General features: G+C 64.1%; 14 protein-coding genes. 9 read left to right on the top strand and 5 right to left on the bottom strand.

Annotation, left to right across the window (positions count from 1 at the left end; all coding sequences use genetic code 11):
* The first annotated feature begins 144 nt into the window (after positions 1-144).
* Positions 145-1,440: a lipopolysaccharide biosynthesis protein gene (locus LB526_RS28785; RefSeq protein ID WP_224532554.1), complete on the top strand. Its 1,296-nt coding sequence runs from the start codon at positions 145-147 to the stop codon at positions 1,438-1,440.
* 3 nt (positions 1,441-1,443) lie between these two features.
* On the opposite strand, the gene LB526_RS28780 is transcribed toward LB526_RS28785, so the two are convergent.
* From LB526_RS28780 to LB526_RS28770, 3 genes are read right to left on the bottom strand one after another with little or no spacing between them, the layout of a single operon-like run.
* A complete protein-coding gene (locus tag LB526_RS28780; protein WP_095765647.1) occupies positions 1,444-2,370 on the bottom strand; it encodes a DUF6492 family protein in 927 nt (308 codons plus the stop codon).
* The gene (locus tag LB526_RS28775; protein WP_140847448.1) at positions 2,367-3,161 is read right to left on the bottom strand and encodes a WecB/TagA/CpsF family glycosyltransferase; all 795 of its coding nucleotides are present in this window, start codon (positions 3,159-3,161) and stop codon (positions 2,367-2,369) included. The genes LB526_RS28780 and LB526_RS28775 overlap by 4 nt, the downstream gene beginning before the upstream one ends.
* Positions 3,158-4,330, bottom strand: a complete 1,173-nt coding sequence (locus LB526_RS28770) for a glycosyltransferase (protein WP_224532553.1) — start codon at positions 4,328-4,330, stop codon at positions 3,158-3,160. Before LB526_RS28770 ends, LB526_RS28775 begins: the two co-directional genes overlap by 4 nt.
* Positions 4,331-4,499: 169 nt before the next feature.
* Between LB526_RS28770 and LB526_RS28765 the strand changes: the two genes are divergently transcribed.
* From LB526_RS28765 to proC, 3 genes are all read left to right on the top strand, one after another.
* A complete protein-coding gene (locus tag LB526_RS28765) occupies positions 4,500-5,498 on the top strand; it encodes a glycosyltransferase family 2 protein (RefSeq protein ID WP_224532552.1) in 999 nt (332 codons plus the stop codon).
* Positions 5,467-6,786: an O-antigen ligase family protein gene (locus LB526_RS28760; RefSeq protein ID WP_224630572.1), complete on the top strand. Its 1,320-nt coding sequence runs from the start codon at positions 5,467-5,469 to the stop codon at positions 6,784-6,786. Before LB526_RS28765 ends, LB526_RS28760 begins: the two co-directional genes overlap by 32 nt.
* 80 nt (positions 6,787-6,866) lie before the next feature.
* On the top strand, positions 6,867-7,682 hold the full coding sequence (gene proC / locus LB526_RS28755) for a pyrroline-5-carboxylate reductase (RefSeq protein ID WP_224630571.1): 816 nt from the start codon (positions 6,867-6,869) through the stop codon (positions 7,680-7,682).
* Here the strand turns inward: proC and LB526_RS28750 are convergent.
* Positions 7,657-8,997, bottom strand: coding sequence for an NAD(P)H-dependent oxidoreductase (locus LB526_RS28750; protein WP_224630570.1), 1,341 nt, complete (start codon positions 8,995-8,997; stop codon positions 7,657-7,659). The two genes, proC and LB526_RS28750, sit on opposite strands and share 26 nt — an antisense overlap.
* Positions 8,998-9,467: 470 nt before the next feature.
* Between LB526_RS28750 and LB526_RS28745 the strand changes: the two genes are divergently transcribed.
* Genes LB526_RS28745 through LB526_RS28730 form a run of 4 tightly spaced genes read left to right on the top strand, consistent with a single transcriptional unit; the run spans position 9,468 to position 14,963 of the window.
* Positions 9,468-10,856 (top strand): TolC family protein, encoded by a 1,389-nt coding sequence (locus LB526_RS28745; RefSeq protein WP_224532565.1) that lies wholly within the window; start codon positions 9,468-9,470, stop codon positions 10,854-10,856.
* A 38-nt stretch (positions 10,857-10,894) separates the two neighbouring features.
* The gene (locus LB526_RS28740; protein ID WP_224630569.1) at positions 10,895-13,027 is read left to right on the top strand and encodes a type I secretion system permease/ATPase; all 2,133 of its coding nucleotides are present in this window, start codon (positions 10,895-10,897) and stop codon (positions 13,025-13,027) included.
* A 15-nt stretch (positions 13,028-13,042) separates the two neighbouring features.
* On the top strand, positions 13,043-14,332 hold the full coding sequence (locus tag LB526_RS28735) for an HlyD family type I secretion periplasmic adaptor subunit (protein ID WP_224611613.1): 1,290 nt from the start codon (positions 13,043-13,045) through the stop codon (positions 14,330-14,332).
* Positions 14,322-14,963 carry a ribbon-helix-helix domain-containing protein gene (locus LB526_RS28730; RefSeq protein WP_224601002.1) on the top strand — a complete coding sequence of 214 codons (642 nt, stop codon included), beginning with the start codon at positions 14,322-14,324 and terminating at the stop codon, positions 14,961-14,963. The genes LB526_RS28735 and LB526_RS28730 overlap by 11 nt, the downstream gene beginning before the upstream one ends.
* A gap of 84 nt (positions 14,964-15,047) precedes the next feature.
* Here the strand turns inward: LB526_RS28730 and LB526_RS28725 are convergent, their stop codons facing one another.
* Positions 15,048-15,992: a transglutaminase-like cysteine peptidase gene (locus LB526_RS28725; protein WP_224630568.1), complete on the bottom strand. Its 945-nt coding sequence runs from the start codon at positions 15,990-15,992 to the stop codon at positions 15,048-15,050.
* Between the two features lie 324 nt (positions 15,993-16,316).
* Between LB526_RS28725 and LB526_RS28720 the strand changes: the two genes are divergently transcribed.
* A partial coding sequence (locus LB526_RS28720) for a beta strand repeat-containing protein (protein ID WP_224630567.1) occupies positions 16,317-19,036 on the top strand: 2,720 nt, incomplete at its 3' end.

Raw genomic sequence — 19,036 nt, 5'->3', positions numbered from 1 at the left:
CCACGCTAAACAGGCATAGGAAACAAACGGTTAATTTTGCGCCTCGGCGGGCACAGTTTTCGCCGTTGTTCACCGCATTTCAGGCCGCCGGGACGGCCGCCAGAACGCCGCGTTAAACTTTGCAGCCTATCTATCGCCCCGGATATGACCCAGGCCAGCGACATGCCGCAAAGGCGGAGCTTCGCGCGGATCGGCCACTTCGTGGCCACCCGCCGGAAACTGGTATTCGATTATTTCTCGGCGATCAGCGGCGCCGGCGGTCGGCTGGTGTTTTCGCTCGCCTATTTCATCGCTTTGGCCAACACGCTTTCGATCGCCGAATTCGGCATGTTCGCGACCGCCTCGGCCGCCGGCATCATGCTGTCGCGCATCCTGGCCTTCGGCTTCATCTCGGCGCTCTACCGCACCGCCACGATCCGCCCCAACCTGATCGGCACGTTCACCGCCGGTTTCCTGCTTCTCGGCTTCTTGTCGCTGCCGTTCCTCGCCGCCGCGTCCTACGGCATCTATCTGATCTTCTTCGCCGGCACCGTGCCGCTATCGGCCTTCGCCGCTGTCGTCTTCGCCGAGGCGCTTTTGTGGCGACCGGTCGAAGTGGCGCTGATCGTCAACAACGGGCTCGGCAAGTTCGGGCGGGCGGCCGTGCTCGCGATCCTGGCGACGGCGCTCAGGGCAGTCGGCGCGATCCTGTTCATGCTTGGCGCGCGGCACACGATCGGTGTGTGGTCGCTGTTCTATATAGGCGCCAATGCCGCCTCGCTTGTCGTCGCCTTCGTCTTCTTCTATCCGCGCCAGCGGCTGAGGCTGCGCGCCGAACTCTATTTCCGGCGGCTCGCCGATTCCGTCTATGTCGCCGGCTCCGAAGTGCTGTTCTATCTGCAGATGGAGTTCGACAAGCTCTTGGTGCTGTCGATCGGCGGGCCGCATCTGGCCGGCATCTATGCCATCATCATGCGGCTGGTCGATCTCACCGCGATCCCGATCCGCACCTTCTCGATGATGCTGGTGCAGCGCATGATGCGGGCGCCGGAGCTTCTGTCGCGGCTGGCGGTGAAGAGCGGTATCGAAGGCGGCGTGTTCCTGGTCTCGACGCTGGCACTGGCATCGCTCGGCATCGTGCTGCACTTCTTCCCAAACGCGCTCGGCAGGAATGTCGCCGAGGCAGCGCCGCTGGTGACGCTGGCGGTCTGCGTGCCCGGCCTGCGCAACCTCGTCGAATATCAGGCCGAGCTTCTCTTCGCGCGCGGTCAGACGGCGGTGCGGGCGATCAATCTCGGCCTGCTCGCCGGCCTGAAGGCGGTTCTGCTCACTTATGTGCTGACCACCATCCCCGACACGGCCAATCTGGTCCTGTCGCTCAACATCGTCTTCCTGCTGCTTTATCTCGCCTCGATGCTGCTGACCTATTCGGCCATGCGCCGGCCGGCCAAGGCGATCTGAGCCTTACGCGGAAAGCCCTATCAGGCGGCGGATGCGGCCGGTATCGGTGCCGATGAAGGATTGCATGCCGATTGCCACCTGTTCCGGCGCCATAGCGTCGACGAAGCGGCGGAATTCCTCGTCGGACAGCGGCTCGCCGTTCCAGTGGACGCGGCAGAACTCCTCCGAGCCGTGGAAATGGCCTGCGCCTTGAAGCACGTCGTCGACATAGCGGCCATAGATCATGCATTCGGAGAATTTTCGCGCCGAGCCGACCACGCCGACCCAGTCGCGACCATGCACCTTCTCGATGCGCTCGCACATGGCGTTGACCGTCTCGCGGCGCCAGGCGATCAGCGTCGAGATGTAGTCGTGGCTCGATGGATTGGAGGGATCGATGCAGAGCGCGGCGCCCGCATTGCGCGACCAGATGCGATGCTCGTCATGTCCATCGCTCGCCAGCACGCCGTCACGCCGGAACAGCCGCACCTTGCCGTCGCGCCAGAAGGCGTTCGCGTCGAACGGCTTCAGGAAGGCGACGTCGGAATCGCAGAAGACGAGCACGTCTTCCTTTGCCTGCCCGGCAATGGCGATGCGGCGCAGCTGCTGCACATGCCAGCCGCGCAGCGGCTGCGTTTTCAGGCTCAGCCAGACGCGGCGGCGGAAGCCGCTCAGCGGATCATCGAACACGCGCAGCCAGCGCGGCAACAGGTCCCGCTCGTCGACAACGCTGCGGCGGCTGCCTTCCAGCTGGCGAAACAGCGCGACGTCGCGATGTTCGGTGAGGATATAATGATGCGCCATGCCGGTGACGTGGCGATCGACGGTTTCGCATAAAAGCCGGCAGCGCTCGAAATCGGGAGCGTAGCTTGCGGTGACGATCGCAGCCAAGGGCATGCGCGGCAGCGCTTCGACCGCAGTGGAGGCGTCCGGAACGAAGCGGCTGTTCACCGGCGCGCCTCCAGCGGCAGCGGTATGCGCAACAGCTTCTGCTTGACGACGCGCCACAGGAAGAGCGGATTGCCGACAATATAGCGGCGCCACAGGCGGCCGGGTTCGATCCACAGGCGGAACAGCCATTCGAGCCGCAGCCGGCGCAGCCATAGCGGCGCGCGCGGCACCGAGCCGCTCATGAAATCGAGCAGGGCGCCGACTGCGACCGGCAGCGTGCAATGGCGGCTGTCGATGTGGCGCTCGATCCACAATTCCTGGCGCGGCACACCCATGGCGACAAGCAGCACATCCGGCCGCAGCCTGGCGATGCGCTCGAGGATCGCCGGCTCCTCGGCGGCCGAGAAGAAGCCGTCATGGACGACGACGAATTTGTGCTGCATGGCGAGCGTCGAGAGCTTCGCGCATGCGGCTTCGGCATTGGCGCGCGTCGTGCCGAGCAGCGCCACCGTCAGCGGATGCGACGAGGCCTGCAGGAAGGCCGGAATGAAGTCCGTGCCGTTGAGATTGCTCGGGAAAGGCGCACCGTAAAGCAGCTTTGCCGCCATGTCGACGCCGACGCCGTCGGGCAGGATGAGGAAGTTTTCCAGCGCCTCGGCAAACACCGGGTCGGTGCAGGCAAGGTTGGCGTTATGGGCGTTGAGGAAGCTCACCTTGGTGAAGCGACGCTCGTCGATCAGCCTGGTGAGCAAGGCGATGGCCTCGTCCCAGCGTATGGCCAGCACCGGAATACCCAAAATGGTCTTGAGCATATCAAAGCCGAAAGCGGCGCGCGCGGTGTGCATGTTCACGCGGCCGCCTCCTGCCTGACGGCGCCGAGCTTCTCCAGGCCAAGCCCGATCGCGACGTCGAGCGCCTTGAGCTGGCGGCGATGGAAGGCGCTGCCATCCACGTCGCGGACATTGGCCGCAGCCGCCTGCAGCGCCGCCGCGAAAGCAATCGGATCGTCGGTCACTACGCAATTGTCGGGGCGATAGCCGATGCCGCGCAGCGAGCGACTGGTGGCGACGGACGGCAGGCCAAGCTCGAAGGTCTCGATGGTCTTCAACTGCACGCCGCTGCCGGCGGTGCTGATCAAGGGAATGACGGCGGCGCCGCGCACGAAGGCCTGCGCTTCCGGAACCCTGCCGACGAAGGAAACGCCGGGATGCGGCGAGCTGATGCCGGAAGGCACAATGCCCGCGATCCTGATGCGGAAATCCGGCTTCAGATGCGGCACGACCTTGGTCAGGAACCAGTCGAGGCCGATGCGGTTCGGCTGCCAGGTCCAGGTGCCGATCAGCGCGGCGTCGCAATCGATATGCCGCTTCGCCCTGCTTGTCGGCGCCTGCGCACGGGTGACCAGCGGCAGCACCGCGGAGCGCCGGTCGGAGGCGACGCCAAGTGCCGCGCGGTCTTCCTCGGCCAGCGTGAAGACAAAGCGCGCCGCGCCGCAGAGCCGCTCTTCCATGACCTTGAGGAGCCTGGCCTCGCGGCGGAACATCCAGCGCTGAAGCGCGCTGCCGGCCGCGGCCGCATTTTCCTCGGCCGAGCGGTGCTCGACATTGTGCGCGACGAAGACGAATGGACGGTCGGCGAGAACCTTCTCAAAGGCGCCGGCGAACTGCACCGAGTTTAGGACATAGCCGTCGAAGGGACCGGCGCGTTCGATGGCGTCGCGGACTTGCGCATCGGCAACGACACGCAGCTTGACGGAGGAAAAGGTAAGACCGGAGAGAACCGCCTTGCCCACCCAGGCAAGCTTTTGCAGCGGCGACGCGCTTTCGGTGCGCACCTCGACGGCGTCGAGCACGATGGTGTTTTGCGGATCGGACGGGGCTTTGCCCGGCCAGATGAAGCCGATCACCGTCACGCGCACGCCGGCGCGCCGCAGCGCGTCGATGATCGCGGCGTTGGCAATCTCGTAGCCTGAGGCGAGAGCGCCATCAGGCACGATCGATGTGGCGAACAGCAGATGCATCTCACCTATCCTTGGCTGCAGCCGGTAGCAAAACGCGGTGAAGCCTTGATTAAATGGCACTGTCAAAGGCCGAAGACCCGGCTTTTCCGAAGGACGGGCGAGAAGGTGATTAACGAAACGTTATCACCGCGATGCTATCGAGGGCTCAAACCCTCGCTGCTGGAAACGGATGATCCCTTTGCCGTCCGACGCTTCTGTATCGATCGCGGGACGGTCGCCGGGGCTTGCCGCCGAGACCGTCGAGGCGGTCGTGACGCTGCCGACCTTCAAACGGCCAAAGCAGGTGCTGGAAACGCTGGCTTCGCTCAAGGCGCAACGGACCGGCAGGCGCTTTGCCGTCATCGTCATGGAAAATGAGGCCGAGGCGCGCGAGGGCGCCAAGGCGGTGCTGCCCCTGTTCGAAAGCGGCGAGATGCCCGGCATGGTCATCATCGCGCATGAGCGCGGCAATTGCAGCGCCTACAATGCCGGTTGGCAGACGGCGATCCTGCAGTTTCCCAATTTTCGCCACCTGCTGGTCATCGATGACGACGAGATCGCCGAGCCAGACTGGCTCGAGCGCATGTGCGGCGCCGCGGAGACACTTGAAGCCGACGTTGTCGGCGGCCCGCAGGTACCCATCTTTGCCGATGCCTCGCATGCCAGATGGGCCGAGCACCCGGTGTTCGCGCCGCCCTATCGGGAGACGGGCCGCGTGCCGGCGCTTTATTCGTCCGGCAACCTGCTGCTCGGTCGCAACGTGCTTGAGGCCATGGGACCGCCCTTCCTCGATCTCAGGTTCAATTTCATGGGCGGCGGCGATTCCGACTTTCTCAGCCGGTGCGCGCAAAAAGGCTTCGTGCTCGGCTGGTGCGCCGAAGCAAAGGTCAATGAGACCGTGCCGGCCCGGCGCGTCGAGGCCGACTGGATCCGCGCCCGCAGTCTGCGCAATGGCGTGATCTCGACGCTGGTCGAAAAGAAGAAGCGCGCCGGCACGCCGCTTGCCGGCCTCAAGGTTTTCCTGAAGAGCCTGGCGCTGCTCGCCGCCTCGCCGCTGCGCGGCGCCATCCGGCTGGCGCGCACCGGCTCGCTGACGACGAGCCTCTATCCAGTCTATGTCGCGCTCGGCCGGGTGCTCGCCGAATTCGGATATGCCAATGAGCAGTACCGGCAGCCTGAGAAGAATTGAGCGCGCTCCGCTCGGTGCCGCCTTCACCAGGGAAGGTGTGGCGACGGCTATCGCCGCGCTCCTGTTCACCGTCATCATCGTCTCGTTCCGGCCCTTCCAGCCGGCAGGCGCGGAACTGACCGGCGACGGCGGCGACATCGTCAACCAACTCGGCTTCGGCTCGCTCGGCGCGGTCTCCATCTTCTCGCTGCTGGCCTTCGCCGACCCGCGCGTGGTGCGCTCGCTGGTGAGCCCTTCCTGGGCGCTGATGCTGGGCTTCTTCTTCCTGTCGGTGGTGCTTGCCACCGATCCGCCCGCGGCGATGCGCGCCGCCTCCTTCACCATGATCGGCATCATCACCATGGCGACGATCCTGGTGCTGCCGCGCGATGCCGATTCCTTCGCCAGGATGGTCATCTTCACCGCCGCCGTGGTGATCGGTCTTTCCTATGTCGGCCTGGTTGTCTTCCCGCATGAAGCGCTTCACACCGCCGACTCGCAGGAGCCCGAGCATGCCGGCCTGTGGCGCGGTGTCTTCACGCACAAGAACATCGCCGGTCCGGTGATGGCCTGTTTCAGCTTCGCCGGACTGTACCTCTTCCGGCGCGGCCAGCGCTGGTGGGGCGCCGGCATCTTCTGCGCGGCGATGATCTTCATGCTGCACACCGGCTCCAAGACGACCGCCGGGCTGATCCCGTTCTCGATCATGATCGTCGTGCTGCCCAGCCTCATCGGCATGCGGCTCGGCACGCCGATCCTATTTGCGCTGGCCATCATCGCGACCGCCGTCGGCACGCTCGGCATCGTCTTCATCGCGCCGGTGAAGCATCTGGCGGCAATCTATTTCCCCGATCTCACCTATACCGGACGCACGACGCTTTGGGAGTTCGCCGGCGAGATGCTGGCGAAGAAGCCCTGGACCGGCTACGGCTATGAAAGCTTCTGGGGGACGCCACTGCTGCTCAACCAGGACCAGCCCTTCGACCGGCCCTGGGATATCCGCACCATCGTTCACGGTCACGACGGCTATCTCGACATCGCCGTACTGATGGGCATCCCGGCGCTCTGCGTCGCCGTCTACACCTTCCTGATCGCCCCTTTGCGCGACTATATGCGCATCCCGGCGCGCAAGGAAAACATCTTCCTCGGCGACTTTTTCATGATGGTGGTGCTGTTTACGGCGCTGAACGGTTTCCTGGAAAGCTTCTTCTTCCATCGCGGCGATCCCGTCTGGCTGTTCTTCGTGCTCGGCGTACTCGGCTTGAGACAAGTCTCGCTGCGGCCGATCCCGGTTCGCCTTTCAAACTAATCCTGGCCGATCGATCTCCCGCCGACTGCTCTTTTCCACTGCGGCGCAACCGTCTAAGGAGAGCCTTCTCGGAGGTTTTCATGACGATCAGGCTCATTCTCGCCGGTTGCGGCAATATGGGTTACGCCATGCTCTCGGGCTGGCTGAAATCCGCCAAGCTCGAGCCGCAAGCGGTGTTCGTGGTCGAGCCCAACGCGGAACTGCGCCGGCGCGCCGAACATCTGGGCTGCCGTGCTGCCGCCGACGCCGCCGGCATTCCGGCCGATGCCCTGCCCGATCTCGTCGTCATCGCGGTAAAGCCGCAGGTGATCCGCGAGGTGACGGCGCAGTACAAGCGCTTCGGCGACGGCAGGACCAGCTTTCTCTCCATCGCCGCCGGCACGCCGGTCGCCACTTTCGAGGAAATCCTGGGCGAGCTCGCGCCGGTCATCCGCTGCATGCCGAACACGCCGGCGGCGATCGGCAAAGGCATGATGGTCGTTTTCTCCAACCCGCTGGTCTCCGACGACGTCCGCCGCTTCGTCCTTGAGCTGCTTTCGGCGAGCGGCGTCGTGACGACGATCGACGACGAGGGCCTCATGGACGCCGTGACGGCCGTGTCCGGCTCCGGCCCGGCCTATATCTTCCACTTCATCGAGGCGCTGACGGTCGCGGCCGAGAAGGCCGGTCTTCCCGCCGAAACCGCCAAGCTGCTTGCCATGCAGACCGTCTTCGGCGCCGCCTCGCTCGCCGCGGAAGCAGACGAGGAGCCGGGCGTGCTGCGCCAGCAGGTGACCAGCCCCAACGGCACGACCGCAGCGGCGCTTGCGGTGCTGATGGGCGACGACCGCTTGACGAAGCTCGTCACCGAAGCCGTGGAAGCCGCGCGGCTCAGGTCGATAGAGCTGGGGAAGTAATCTTCGTTCCGTAGAGCATGTCATCCTGAAGCCGGCGCAGGGCGTAGAGCCTCGTTGTCCGGTCCGGCACGGCATTGTCCTCGGTCAACAACTCGCCCTTGTTCACCGGCTTCAGCACCTTGCCGCCTTCGAGCAAGCCGACCGGAACAGCGCGGACGGCGCGGGCATCGCCGACGGTCATGGTCCAGGAGCGGTAACAAGTCTCGCCGATCGCATCCAGGGTCTCCCCGGCGGCAAGGTCGCGCTTGGCGACCGCGCAGACTTCCGCCACCGGCCTCGGCAGAGGCACCATGTCGGGCTTGCCGTAGAGCATGATACGGGCGGCGGTGAGCGGCACCTCCAGCGAAGTCAGGTGATAGGGCCGGAACAGGCCGTAATAAGGGCCCGTGCCGACATGGAGATCGTCCATGCGTTCGACGACGCGCGGGTGCATCGCCTCGACGATGACGAAAACGCCGGGCGCCACGCCCTTGCCGATCGTGTAATCGATGACGCCTTTCCTCGACAGGAGCCCGCCACGCTCTTTCGGGATCAGCACCTTGGCCAGCTGATCGCGATCGGCCCTGGGGCCGTGCATGCCTGGAACATCCGGGACCAGCCCGGTGGCGTTGGCAATGGCGCACATCTCGACCATGGTCTTCGAGCCGTCGACAAACTCGACCAGCATGCGCGGGTTCATGTTGCGGGGCGCCGCCTCTTCCCGGTAGTCGTCGGGAACCGCGTCGTGGTTGAGCGGATTGTTCTTGCCCTTGCCGGCCGCGACGATGCCTAGCCCAAGCGCCGAGGCGAATTCGATCAGCTCCATGCAGCTTGACGGCTCGTCGCCCGCGCCGACCGAATAGACGACACCCAGCCGGTCTGCCTGCTGCTTCAGGTAGCAGCCGATGGTCACGTCAGCCTCGACGTTCATCATCACCAGATGCTTGCCATGCTCCATCGCCATCAGGTCGAAATCGGCGGCGACGCCAGGTTTTCCGGTAGCGTCGATGACGACGTCGATCAGCGGGTTGGTGACCAGCATCTCGTTCGAGGTGATGGCGATCCTGCCGCTCTCGATCGCCCGGGTAACCATGGAAGCGGTTTCGGCCTCTACCGCCATCGCCTCGTCGCCAAAGGCGATGCGGATCGCCTCACGGGCGGTGTGCGGACGGCGCGTGGAGATGGCCGCGATCGAGATGCCCGGCATCAGCATGCCCTGCGTCACCAGATCGGTCCCCATCTCGCCGGAGCCGATGACGCCGATGCGCACCGGCCTGCCCTCGGCGGCGCGTCGGGCAAGATCGCGGGCAAGCCCGGTCAGGGTGATATTGGTCATGCAACAAAATCCACGGCTTTTTGCTCGGCCGGCAATACAGGGAACGATCCGCGTTTGCCAATCAAACCAGGCTGAAATGGCGTTTTCTTGCGCATGCTTTGCAAGGCCGCAGCAGATTTCGCAGGAGCTTGTGCACGGGCGCTGCACGATTCGCCGTTTCTTTCAGACCATAACCATCGCTGCGCGATTGGAACTGGGAGAGTCCCGACGAGCGCGCCCGGTTTCTGTGCTATTTTTGCTACAGGCTTTAACCCTAATGCCGGAAATCGCAATTTTAGCGGGTGTCTAATCCATTATATGCTCACGTCCCCAAAAAATCTGATAGATACTGGCTGAAAGGTCCGGTGGCAGGCTTGGGCAAATAAGCGCCAATAAAAAAATAATGGCGCGGGGATAGTCACGGGGTAGAAATGACCAGGACGGGTAAAATTACCGTCGGCTGGCGCGTTGCGCTTGCTGTCACGGTGTCAATGTTGGCTTGTGGTAGCGCCAGCGCACTCACACTCAAAGAAGCTGTCGCCGTCGCCGTGGAGTCCAATCCGGAGATTGGACAGGCGATCGAAAACCGCGAAGCGATCGAATTCGAGCTGCGACAGGCCAAAGGCCTTTACCTTCCCAGCGTCGACCTGGAAGCATCGACCGGCGTTCGCCGCCTGGACAACGACACGCGGCGCGCGCTCGACGAGGATCACAAAGCTCTCTATCCGAACGAGGCAGACCTCACCGTCTCGCAGACGCTTTATGACAGCGGCGCAAGGCGGGCGGAGCTGAACCGCCAGGCCTCGCGGGTCGATGGAGCGTCCTTCAGGGTTCTGGAACGGTCCGAGTTCATCGGGCTCGCCGTCGTCCAGGATTATCTGGAATACATGCTGCAGGCTTCGATCGTGGTCGAAGCCAAGAAGAACCTCGGCTTCCATCAGTCCATCCTCAGCGATATCAGGCAAGGCATCGCAGGCGGCGCGCTCAACGATGCCGACCGGCAGCAGGCCGAGGAACGCCTTTATGCCGCCAAGGCGCGGATGCAGGAAGCGACCGAAGAACTCGAGGCGGCCAAGATCCGCTTCTTCAAGAATGTCGGCAAGCCGCTGACCAACGCGTCGCGGCCCGCCGATGTCGCAGCCGCCCTGCCGCGGTCGCTGGACGATGCGATCGGGCTCGCCAGGCAGAACAACCCGCGCGTCCATATGGCCAACAGCGACATCGACGCCGCCGCTTCGCTGGTCGACGCGGCGCGGGCGAAATACGGCCCGACGGTTACCGCCGAGGGCGTTGCCCGGGGCGGATATGACATCGACGGCGACAATGGCGACGCGAGCGATCTACAGGCTCGGGTGGTGCTGCGCTGGAACCTCTATCGCGGCGGCATCGACAAGGCCAACGAACAGGAACAGATTCGCCGCACCAGCGAGCAGCGCCTTGCGCTGCACCAGGTGCTGCGCGAGATCGAGGAAGCCGTCCGGACCTCATGGGACCGCCGCTTCCGCCAGGCGGAGCTGGCAAAGACACTGCGCCAGCAGGCAGCCACCAATGAAAAGCTGGTCGCCTCCTATCGCGAGCAGTTCAAGGTCGGGCAGCGCTCGCTGCTCGACGTGCTCGATGCCCAGAACACGCGCTTCAACACCGCGACGCTGGCCGACACGTCGTCCTACGCGTCGCTGTTCGCGGAATACCGGCTGCTGGCCGCAACCGGCGAATTGCTGAAGACGCTCAACATCCAGCCGGCCAAGCAGGCCGCGGCCTACGCGCGTGAGGAATTCGGTGTGCCGGCCACGGCCGATACCGAGACCTATGCGCGCACGCCGTCGGAGCAGAAGAACGATCTGCCGTTCGACATCCTCGCGCCGGTCAGGAAAAAGTAGCCGATGTAGTATCGATCTTCGGTCCTTCGGGGCGGATCGTGAACCAGCAACCTAATATCCTATCGCCCAAGGAGGCTTTCAAAGCCTGCTTCTGCGCTGTGGCGGCCTATCTCGGCAGGCCGAGCGCCGAAACGGTGCTGTTTGCCGGCGTGCCGATTTCGGAGACACGCATCGAGCCGGACGAGATCCGCCATCTGGCCGAGCGCATCGGCCTGGAGGTGCAGAATTTCAGCCATCGCGATTTCCTGCGCGGCCGCTTCGATCTTCCGGCCATCGTCTTTCGCGTCAGCCAACTGCCGATCGCCCTCCTGGCGGAGATCGAGAGCGGGCAATATCTGACGGCGCCGCAGGAAAACGGCCGCACCACGATCGACAGGTCGGAACTCGCCGAAAGCTATATCAGCGGCGGCACGTCCTTCTCGATCACCTATGCCAATCAGGCCGAGGAGATGACGGTCGGCACCGCCGCGCGGATCGAAAGGCGCCACTGGCTGACCGGCACCATGGGGGCGTTCTGGCGCACCTATTCGAAAGTGGTGCTGTCGGCGGTGTTCATCAATCTGCTGGCGATCGCCTCGCCGATCTTCACCATGAATGTCTACGACCGGATCCTGCCCAACAAGGCGATCTCGACGCTGTGGGTGCTGGCGCTCGGCATCGGCGCGGCGATCCTGTTCGACCTGCTGCTGAAGACGGCCAGGGCATCGCTGATCGACTATGCCGGTCGCAAGGCGGACCTGCGGATTTCCTACCTGCTGTTCGAGAAAGTGCTGAATTCCTCGCTTTCGGCGCGGCCCGGGTCGACGGGTGAATATGCAAACCGCGTCACGCAATACGAATTCGTGCGCGAGTTCTTCACCTCCAACACGATCAGCGTCTTCATCGACACTATCTTCGTCTTCGTCTTTCTGGCTGTCATCTACGCCATCGGCGGCTGGCTGGTGGTCATACCTGCGCTGGCCTTCGTCATCTCCGTCATTGTCGGGCTGATCACGCAGAGGCGGATCGGCAAGCGGGTCGCGGCATCGATGAACGAGGCGTCGCAACGCCAGGCCCTGCTGGTCGAGTCCATCTCGACGCTGGAGACGATCAAGTCGCTGCGCGCCGAAGCCTACCTGCTGCGCAAATGGGGCGAGCACTCGAAGAACGCGGCCAACACGTCGGAAAAAATCAAGGAGCTCTCGGCGGCGGCGGGCAATATCACCGGCGCCATCCAGCAATTCGTGACGGTCGCCCTGGTCGTGGCCGGCGCCTATGCGTTCTCGGAAGGCCAGGTGTCGACCGGCGCCATCATCGGCACCGTGATGCTCGCCGGCCGCGCCGTGGCGCCGCTCGGCCAGATCGCCATCACGCTTGCCCGGTTCCGGCAGGCGATGCTGTCGCTCAAGATCATCAACACGATCATGTCGCAACCGGAGGACCGCCCCGACACCGTCGGCTTCGTCAACCGGCCGATCCGCAGCGGCGCGCTGGTCTTCAGGAATGTCGGCTTCGCCTATCCGGGCACGGAAAACGAGGTTCTGAGCGGACTCAACATCGCGGTCAAGCCCGGCGAGCGGGTCGGCATCATCGGCCGCATCGGCTCCGGCAAGACCACGATGGGCCGGCTGATCGGCCGGCTGTTCCTGCCGACATCGGGGGAGCTGCTGCTCGACGGCATCGACATCCGCCAATACCACCCCTCGGAGGTCCGTGCCGCGGTCGGCATCGTCGCGCAGGCCGGGGACCTGTTTTCGGGAACCATCAAGGAGAACCTCCTGATGGCGGCGCCGGGAGCGACGGACGAGGAGATCATCGATGCGGCGAAGGCCGCCGGCGTCGACGACTTCGTCTCGCGGCATCCGCGTGGCTACGACATGAATGTCGGCGAGCGTGGCACCAATCTCTCGGGCGGGCAAAGGCAGGCGGTGGCGATCGCGCGGCTGCTTTTGACCAAACCGAAGATCGTCTTCCTGGACGAGCCGTCGGGTTCGATGGATCTCGCTTCCGAGCGGCAGTTGATCAAGCAGCTCAAGGTGGCGTTCGACCGCAGCACGACGCTGATCGTGTCGACCCATCGCTACAGCATGCTGGAACTTGCCGACCGCCTCATCGTCATCGACCAGGGCCGCGTCGTCGCCGACGGGCCGAAGGAACAAGTCATCCAGGCGCTGCAGAAGGCAAATGCCTGACCGGAACGTATGGACATGCTAGCAAGGGAAGACCGGCCACCACTTTTCGCCTCGGCGTCCGTCTACATCGTCGGGGCGCTGTTCGTGTGCTTCACGGCCTGGGCGTCGTTCGCCGAGGTCGACGAGATCGCGCGCGGCGACGGCAAGGTGATACCCGCTTCGAAGACGCAGATCATCCAGGCCAGCGAACCGGGCGTGGTGCAGGAGATCGCCGTCCAGATCGGCCAGACCGTCAGGAAGAACGACCTCATCATCCGCCTCGACAATTCGGGCAACACTTCGAGCCTCGGCGAAGAGAAGGCCAAGGCGCGAGCGCTGCAGGCGCGCATCGCCAGACTGCAGTTCGAGCAGAGCGGCAGTGTCGAAGGGTCGTTCCCCTGCCCGGCGGAAATCCAGAAGGTCGCGCCGGAGATCTGCGACAACGAGCAAAGGCTGCTTGTCGCGCGCCGCGACAATTTCGAGGTCAAGCTGTCGGTTCTCAAATCGCGCCTCGACCAGCGCGAGAAGGAACTGGACGAGGCCACCGCCAACGCCGACCGCCTGTCGAAGAGCCTTGCCGTCACCGACCAGGAAGCGGCGCTGGTCGAACCCATGGTCAAGAAAGGCCTGATGGCCAGGACCGAACAGATCCGCGTCGAGCGCGAACAGACCGATCTTCGCGGACAGCTGACCCTTGCCGGCGAGACCATCAAGAAGAGCCAGGGAGCAATCACCGAGGCCCAGCTTCAGGTGAACGAATTGGGCCTGCAATTGCAGCAGGAGGCGTTGAGCGACCTGACGCAGGCGCTCGCCGATCTGTCCGTGGTCGACGAAACCATCCGCGGCGCCACCGACAAGGTGGCGCGCACCGACATCCGCTCGCCGGTCGACGGCATCGTCAACACGCTTGACGTCAACACGCTCGGCGCCTTCGTGCAGCCGGGCGCGGTCGTGGCCGGCATCGTGCCGACCTCCGAGACGCTGCTGGTCGAAGCCCGGGTTTCGCCGCGCGACGTCGCCTTCATCCAGCCGAACCAGGAGGCGCTGATCAAGGTCACCGCCTATGATTTCTCGATCTTCGGCGGCATCGAAGGCAAGGTCTCCAACATCACCGCCGACAGCCTCGTCGACCAGAAGACGGGCGAGCCCTATTACCAGGTCCGGGTCGCCACCGACAAATCGACGCTTACCAGGAACGGCAAGACCTACTCGATCATCCCCGGCATGATCTGCTCGGTCGACATCAAGACCGGACGCAAGACGATCCTCAACTATCTTTTGAAGCCCATCAACAAGGCGCGTCAGGAGGCAATGAGTGAGCGATAGCGCCATCCATCCGGACACTTCGCGCGAACGGCTGCTGCCATCGCTCGCGGCCGAGGATTTCGGCCCCGAATTCCGCGTCGTGGCGCGCGGCGGCGTGCGTCGCGGCATCCGGCTGGAGCGCGCCTTCTGGGTGTCGCTGAAGCAGATGGCCGAAAGCCGCAAATGCACGATCGGCATGCTGGTCGAGGAGATCGCCGAACATCATCCCGACCAGGGCAACCTCACCTCGGCGATCCGCGTCGCCTGTATGCGCGGCCTCGCCGAGGAAAGCATGGAATTGCGCAAGCTCGCTTCGATCCGCACGATCAACGCGATCCTGGTCGCCTGCCCCTCGCCCGCCTTCGCGCTGTCTTCTTCGAAGAAGATCCTGGCTTTCAACACGCCGTTCCAGCAACTGGTCCGGCGCCAATTGCCGAGCGCGCCCGGGGAGGATGGGCGCCAGGACTTGAAGCTGGCGCTCGACCTCAACGTTCCCGACATCTTCGCCCGGCTCGACGCCAATGGCGAAACGCCGGTCACCAGCGGTTTTGTCATCGGCGCCGGCGAGCGCCGCTATCGCGGCCAGCTCAGCGCCGTGCGCGCGCCCGTCACCGAGCCGGAACTGCTGATGGCCTTCGTCTACAACGGCTAGAGCTACGCATTCTTCCGGAACTGTCCGGGCTGCGCAGACAACAGAGCGACCGCGTATTTTCGGCGAGGCGCTGAACCGCTCGAACTACTGCCTCAGGCTCGAAGCCACTGATGGTTCCGGCGATCCTTCGCCCGGAGCGACCGTGGCGAAGCGGCCGGCGATGTCGGCGACCTGCGCGCCGGACTTCGACCCGTGAATCCAGGCGCGATCGGTGCTGAAGGAATAGAGCGGAACATAGTCGGGCAGATCGCTGTCGCGTAGGACGGCGTTGCCGAGGCTGTCCAGGATGAAGGCGCCGCTTGCCGTGCTCACCGACAGGACGGCATGGAAGAACTTGCGGCGGCGATCCTGGAGCACCACCAGCGACATGCTCTGCGCCGGGATGCCGGCTCTGAGCAGCGCCGCCATCTTCAATATGGCGAAATCCTCGCAATCGCCGGCGCGATGCTCGAGGATTTCCGACGGCTTCGCCCAATAGTCGAGCTTGCCATAGACGACGCTATCCTTGCGATAGGCGATCAGGCGGTTGATGCTGCTGTTGACGAAGGACAGCTTGTCGCGAAAGCCCTTGTCGCCGGCGATGTTGACGATCTCGGCGAAGGCTGGGCTCTCACGGTCGCAGACGCTGCCGGCGGTGCAATCGACGATGGCCCTGTAGACAGGAGCCCAGCGCGCCGCGACCGGAAAGTTGCGCATCGACAAAGCCACCGAGCCGAAGACGCCGGGGATGATCGCGGCGGTCTGGATCGGGTCGATGCCGGGATCGGTCTTGGCGTGCGCTTCAGCCTCGTAACGCGCCGCCGGCGTGTAGCCCACAGAAACGTCCGCGATCCGGTATGCGGACGCCGGCTGCCAAGGCAGCGGCCGGGCCAGCGAAACGCCGCCGAGGCTCGCCGGCGCAGGCACCTTTTGCAGGACCGGAACCGCGCCCGAATTCCCGCTTGCCGACGATGGATCTGCCTGAGCGGCAAGGCCGATCGCCAGCAAGAGAACCTTGATCCCTGTCGGGGCTGCTTTTTGTATTTTCATGACGCCCACCTTTGATTGTGGACGCTACCAATCTTGTCTCAAATTATCGGAAAGGAAGGTGGGTAAGTTTCCGCGAATCACGCTATTCTGTTTTGCATCAAATTTTATTCAAAATTATACTTCCATTTACCAAGACGGAAGGCGTGCGGCGCGGTCATTCCCACCCTCGTTAAGGTCATGCATATCCAGATATATCATCGCAATTTACCAAGTGTAAAAAATGCGATTCTCTACATACTCGAATATATGAAATAGATTGAACGTCTGTTGCAAAGCCGGGGCCTGACATGTCTCTTTCCGGGAAATGCCGGAGGGGCTTTAGCTATGACGACCAATATCGAATTCGACGCCGTTTCAAATTCCTGGGACGAGCACACCAGCGCTGGTGAAAATCATATCTCGACGGGTGTGCAGGTTGCGCAGGCGACCGCCGCCCAGGCGGCGAGCGAACCCGTGCCGGTCGATGTCGGCAGCGGCGCGCCGGCCCAGGGCGCGGCCAATGCGCCGGCCGCAAACCAGCCGGCCGACGCCAAGGCTGCTGCCCCCGCGAACGCACCGGCGGCAAATGCAGCGGCAGGCAATACGCCGCATGAATATCATGTCGAGGCCGGCAATGTCGTGAAGCTCCCGGCCAGCGTGTCAATCGACAACATCAAGGTCGACGGACATGATCTCGTCCTCACGCAGCCCGACGGATCCCCGATCGTCATCAAGGACGCCGCGCTGAATGTGCCGACCTTCATTCTCGGCGACGTCGAGGTGCCGCGCGTGGCGCTGATCGCCGCGCTCGAGGCCAGCCATGTCGATGTCGCCTTCGGCGCCGACGGCTCGATCTCGGCCGGCGGCAACGGCTCGCCGGGCAGCGCGGGCGGCAATTTCGAACATCCCGCAGGCGGGATCGGCGACGGCTTCGGCCTGACGTCGCTGCTGCCGCCGACGGACCTGGCGTTCGGCCAGCCTGACCATCGCGAGCTGTTCCCGGGATTGCTGCCCGACACCACGCCGACGATCCTCGACCTGACGCCGTCGACCAGCGGCGGCGACACCATCGTCAATGAAAAAGGCCTGCCGGCGAGCTCCGGCTCGGAAGGTTCGGGCGAAGCGGCGGCACCTGGCCCCGACGGCGATCCCTCCGAGCACAACACCGGAACCTTCACCATCAACTCGCCCGACGGCATCGGCTCGGTGACCATCAACGGCCAGGTGATCTCGGGTGCCCAGCTTGCCAACAGCGCATCGACGCCGATCAACATCACGACGCCGTTCGGCAACACGCTGACCATCAATGGCTACGACGCCGCGACCGGCCAGGTGAGCTACACCTATGCGCTGGAGCACAGCGGGCAGCATTCCGGTGCGGGCACGGATTCCATCTTCGACAACATGACGGTGACCGTCACCGACAGCGATGGCGACGTCTCGCTTCCCGGCACGCTGTCCGTCGAAATTATTGACGACGTGCCGACGGCGCATGACGACGTTGCCGCGCAGGCAACCGAGAACGCGCCGGTGACGGTGAACGTGATTGCCAACGACGTGCCCGGCGCGGACGGCGTCAACATCACCGACCCGGCGAAGGTCAGCTATGTGGCGAACTCGCTGACTGGCGGTGCCGGCACGGTCACCTACAACAATGACGGCACCTTCACTTACAAGCCGACTGCTGGCGAAGAAGGAACCGTGACCTTCCAGTACCGGATCGTCGATGGCGACGGCGACGCCTCGGTGGCGACGGTGACGATCAACCTGAAGCCGGATTCGACGCCCACCATCGATGTGACGCCGCAGAATCCTGATGCGAACGGCCATAGCGCAGCGAGCGAGGCCGGCCTTCCGCCGCATGATGGCCTGCCGGCCGGCTCGGGTGAAATCGCCGACAACGACGCGAACAACAACAGCGACACCAGCGAGACGACGACCGGCGCGCTGGCGATCACCACTGGTGGCGACACGATCGGCCACCTTTATGTGACCGACAAGGACAATACCCAGATTGAGGTGACGAACGCGGCCGGCGGCATTCTGGTGCACGGCCAGTATGGCGACCTGACGATCACCGGCACGCCGGGGACCGGCTACACCTATTCCTACACGCTGCTCGACAGCACCACCGGTAACGGCACACATGACGATTTCGTTGTCCAAGTGGTCGATTCCGACGGCGACCCCGCTTCCACGACGCTCACCATCGACATCGTCAACGACGTGCCGACGGCACGTAACGACACGGACGCGGCGCAGTCGGGCGAGACCGTGACCGGCAATGTCGAGACCGGGACAAGCACCCATGGTCTCGGCGCGGCGGACACGGCTGGAGCGGACGGGATCGCCTCGATCGCTTGGACGAACGCGGTGACCAATGCCGGCGTGACGACGGTGACCGGCGCGCATGGCGTGCTGACCGTCTTCGCCAATGGCGACTACAGCTATCAGGCCACCCCGAATACGCCGACCGGCACTGACGTCTTCAACTACACGATCACCGACGGCGACGGCGATACCTCGCCGGCGACGCTGACGATCGAGGTGACCGGCAGCCAGCCGCGTGTGGTGGCGGAGGTTGCGGCGGTGAACGAGGCGGGCATCGACACAACACCACCGGTCGGTGACCTCGGCCCCGGGACGGTGGACGGCTCGCATGCGGGCGACGGCTCGGAGACGACGACGGGCAAGTTGACCTTCTCGGATCCTGACGGGGCGACCGTGACCGGTGTTCAGGCCGGTAATATCGGCAGCGACGTGAACGGCAATGTCGGCACGAACATCAATGGCACATACGGCATCCTACACGTCAACGCGGACGGCACCTACACCTATACGTTGACGTCGCCGGAAGCGAATGTTCCGGCGGGCAATGACGGCGCCAATGTGCAGCCCGGGCAGGATGTGTTCACCTTCACGGTAACCGACAGCTTCGGCAATACATCCACTTCGACCATCTCGATCAATATCACGGATGATGTACCTACGATCTCGAATGCGGTGGTCGGCAGCTCGGTGACGCTCGACGAGACCAATAACGGTCCGACGACGGACGGCGTGCT

This window comes from Mesorhizobium sp. CA6 (assembly GCF_020165035.1).
Lineage (GTDB): Bacteria > Pseudomonadota > Alphaproteobacteria > Rhizobiales > Rhizobiaceae > Mesorhizobium.
Note: the sequence above shows the minus strand (reverse complement) of the source record. Positions and strands in the feature narration are given on the sequence as shown.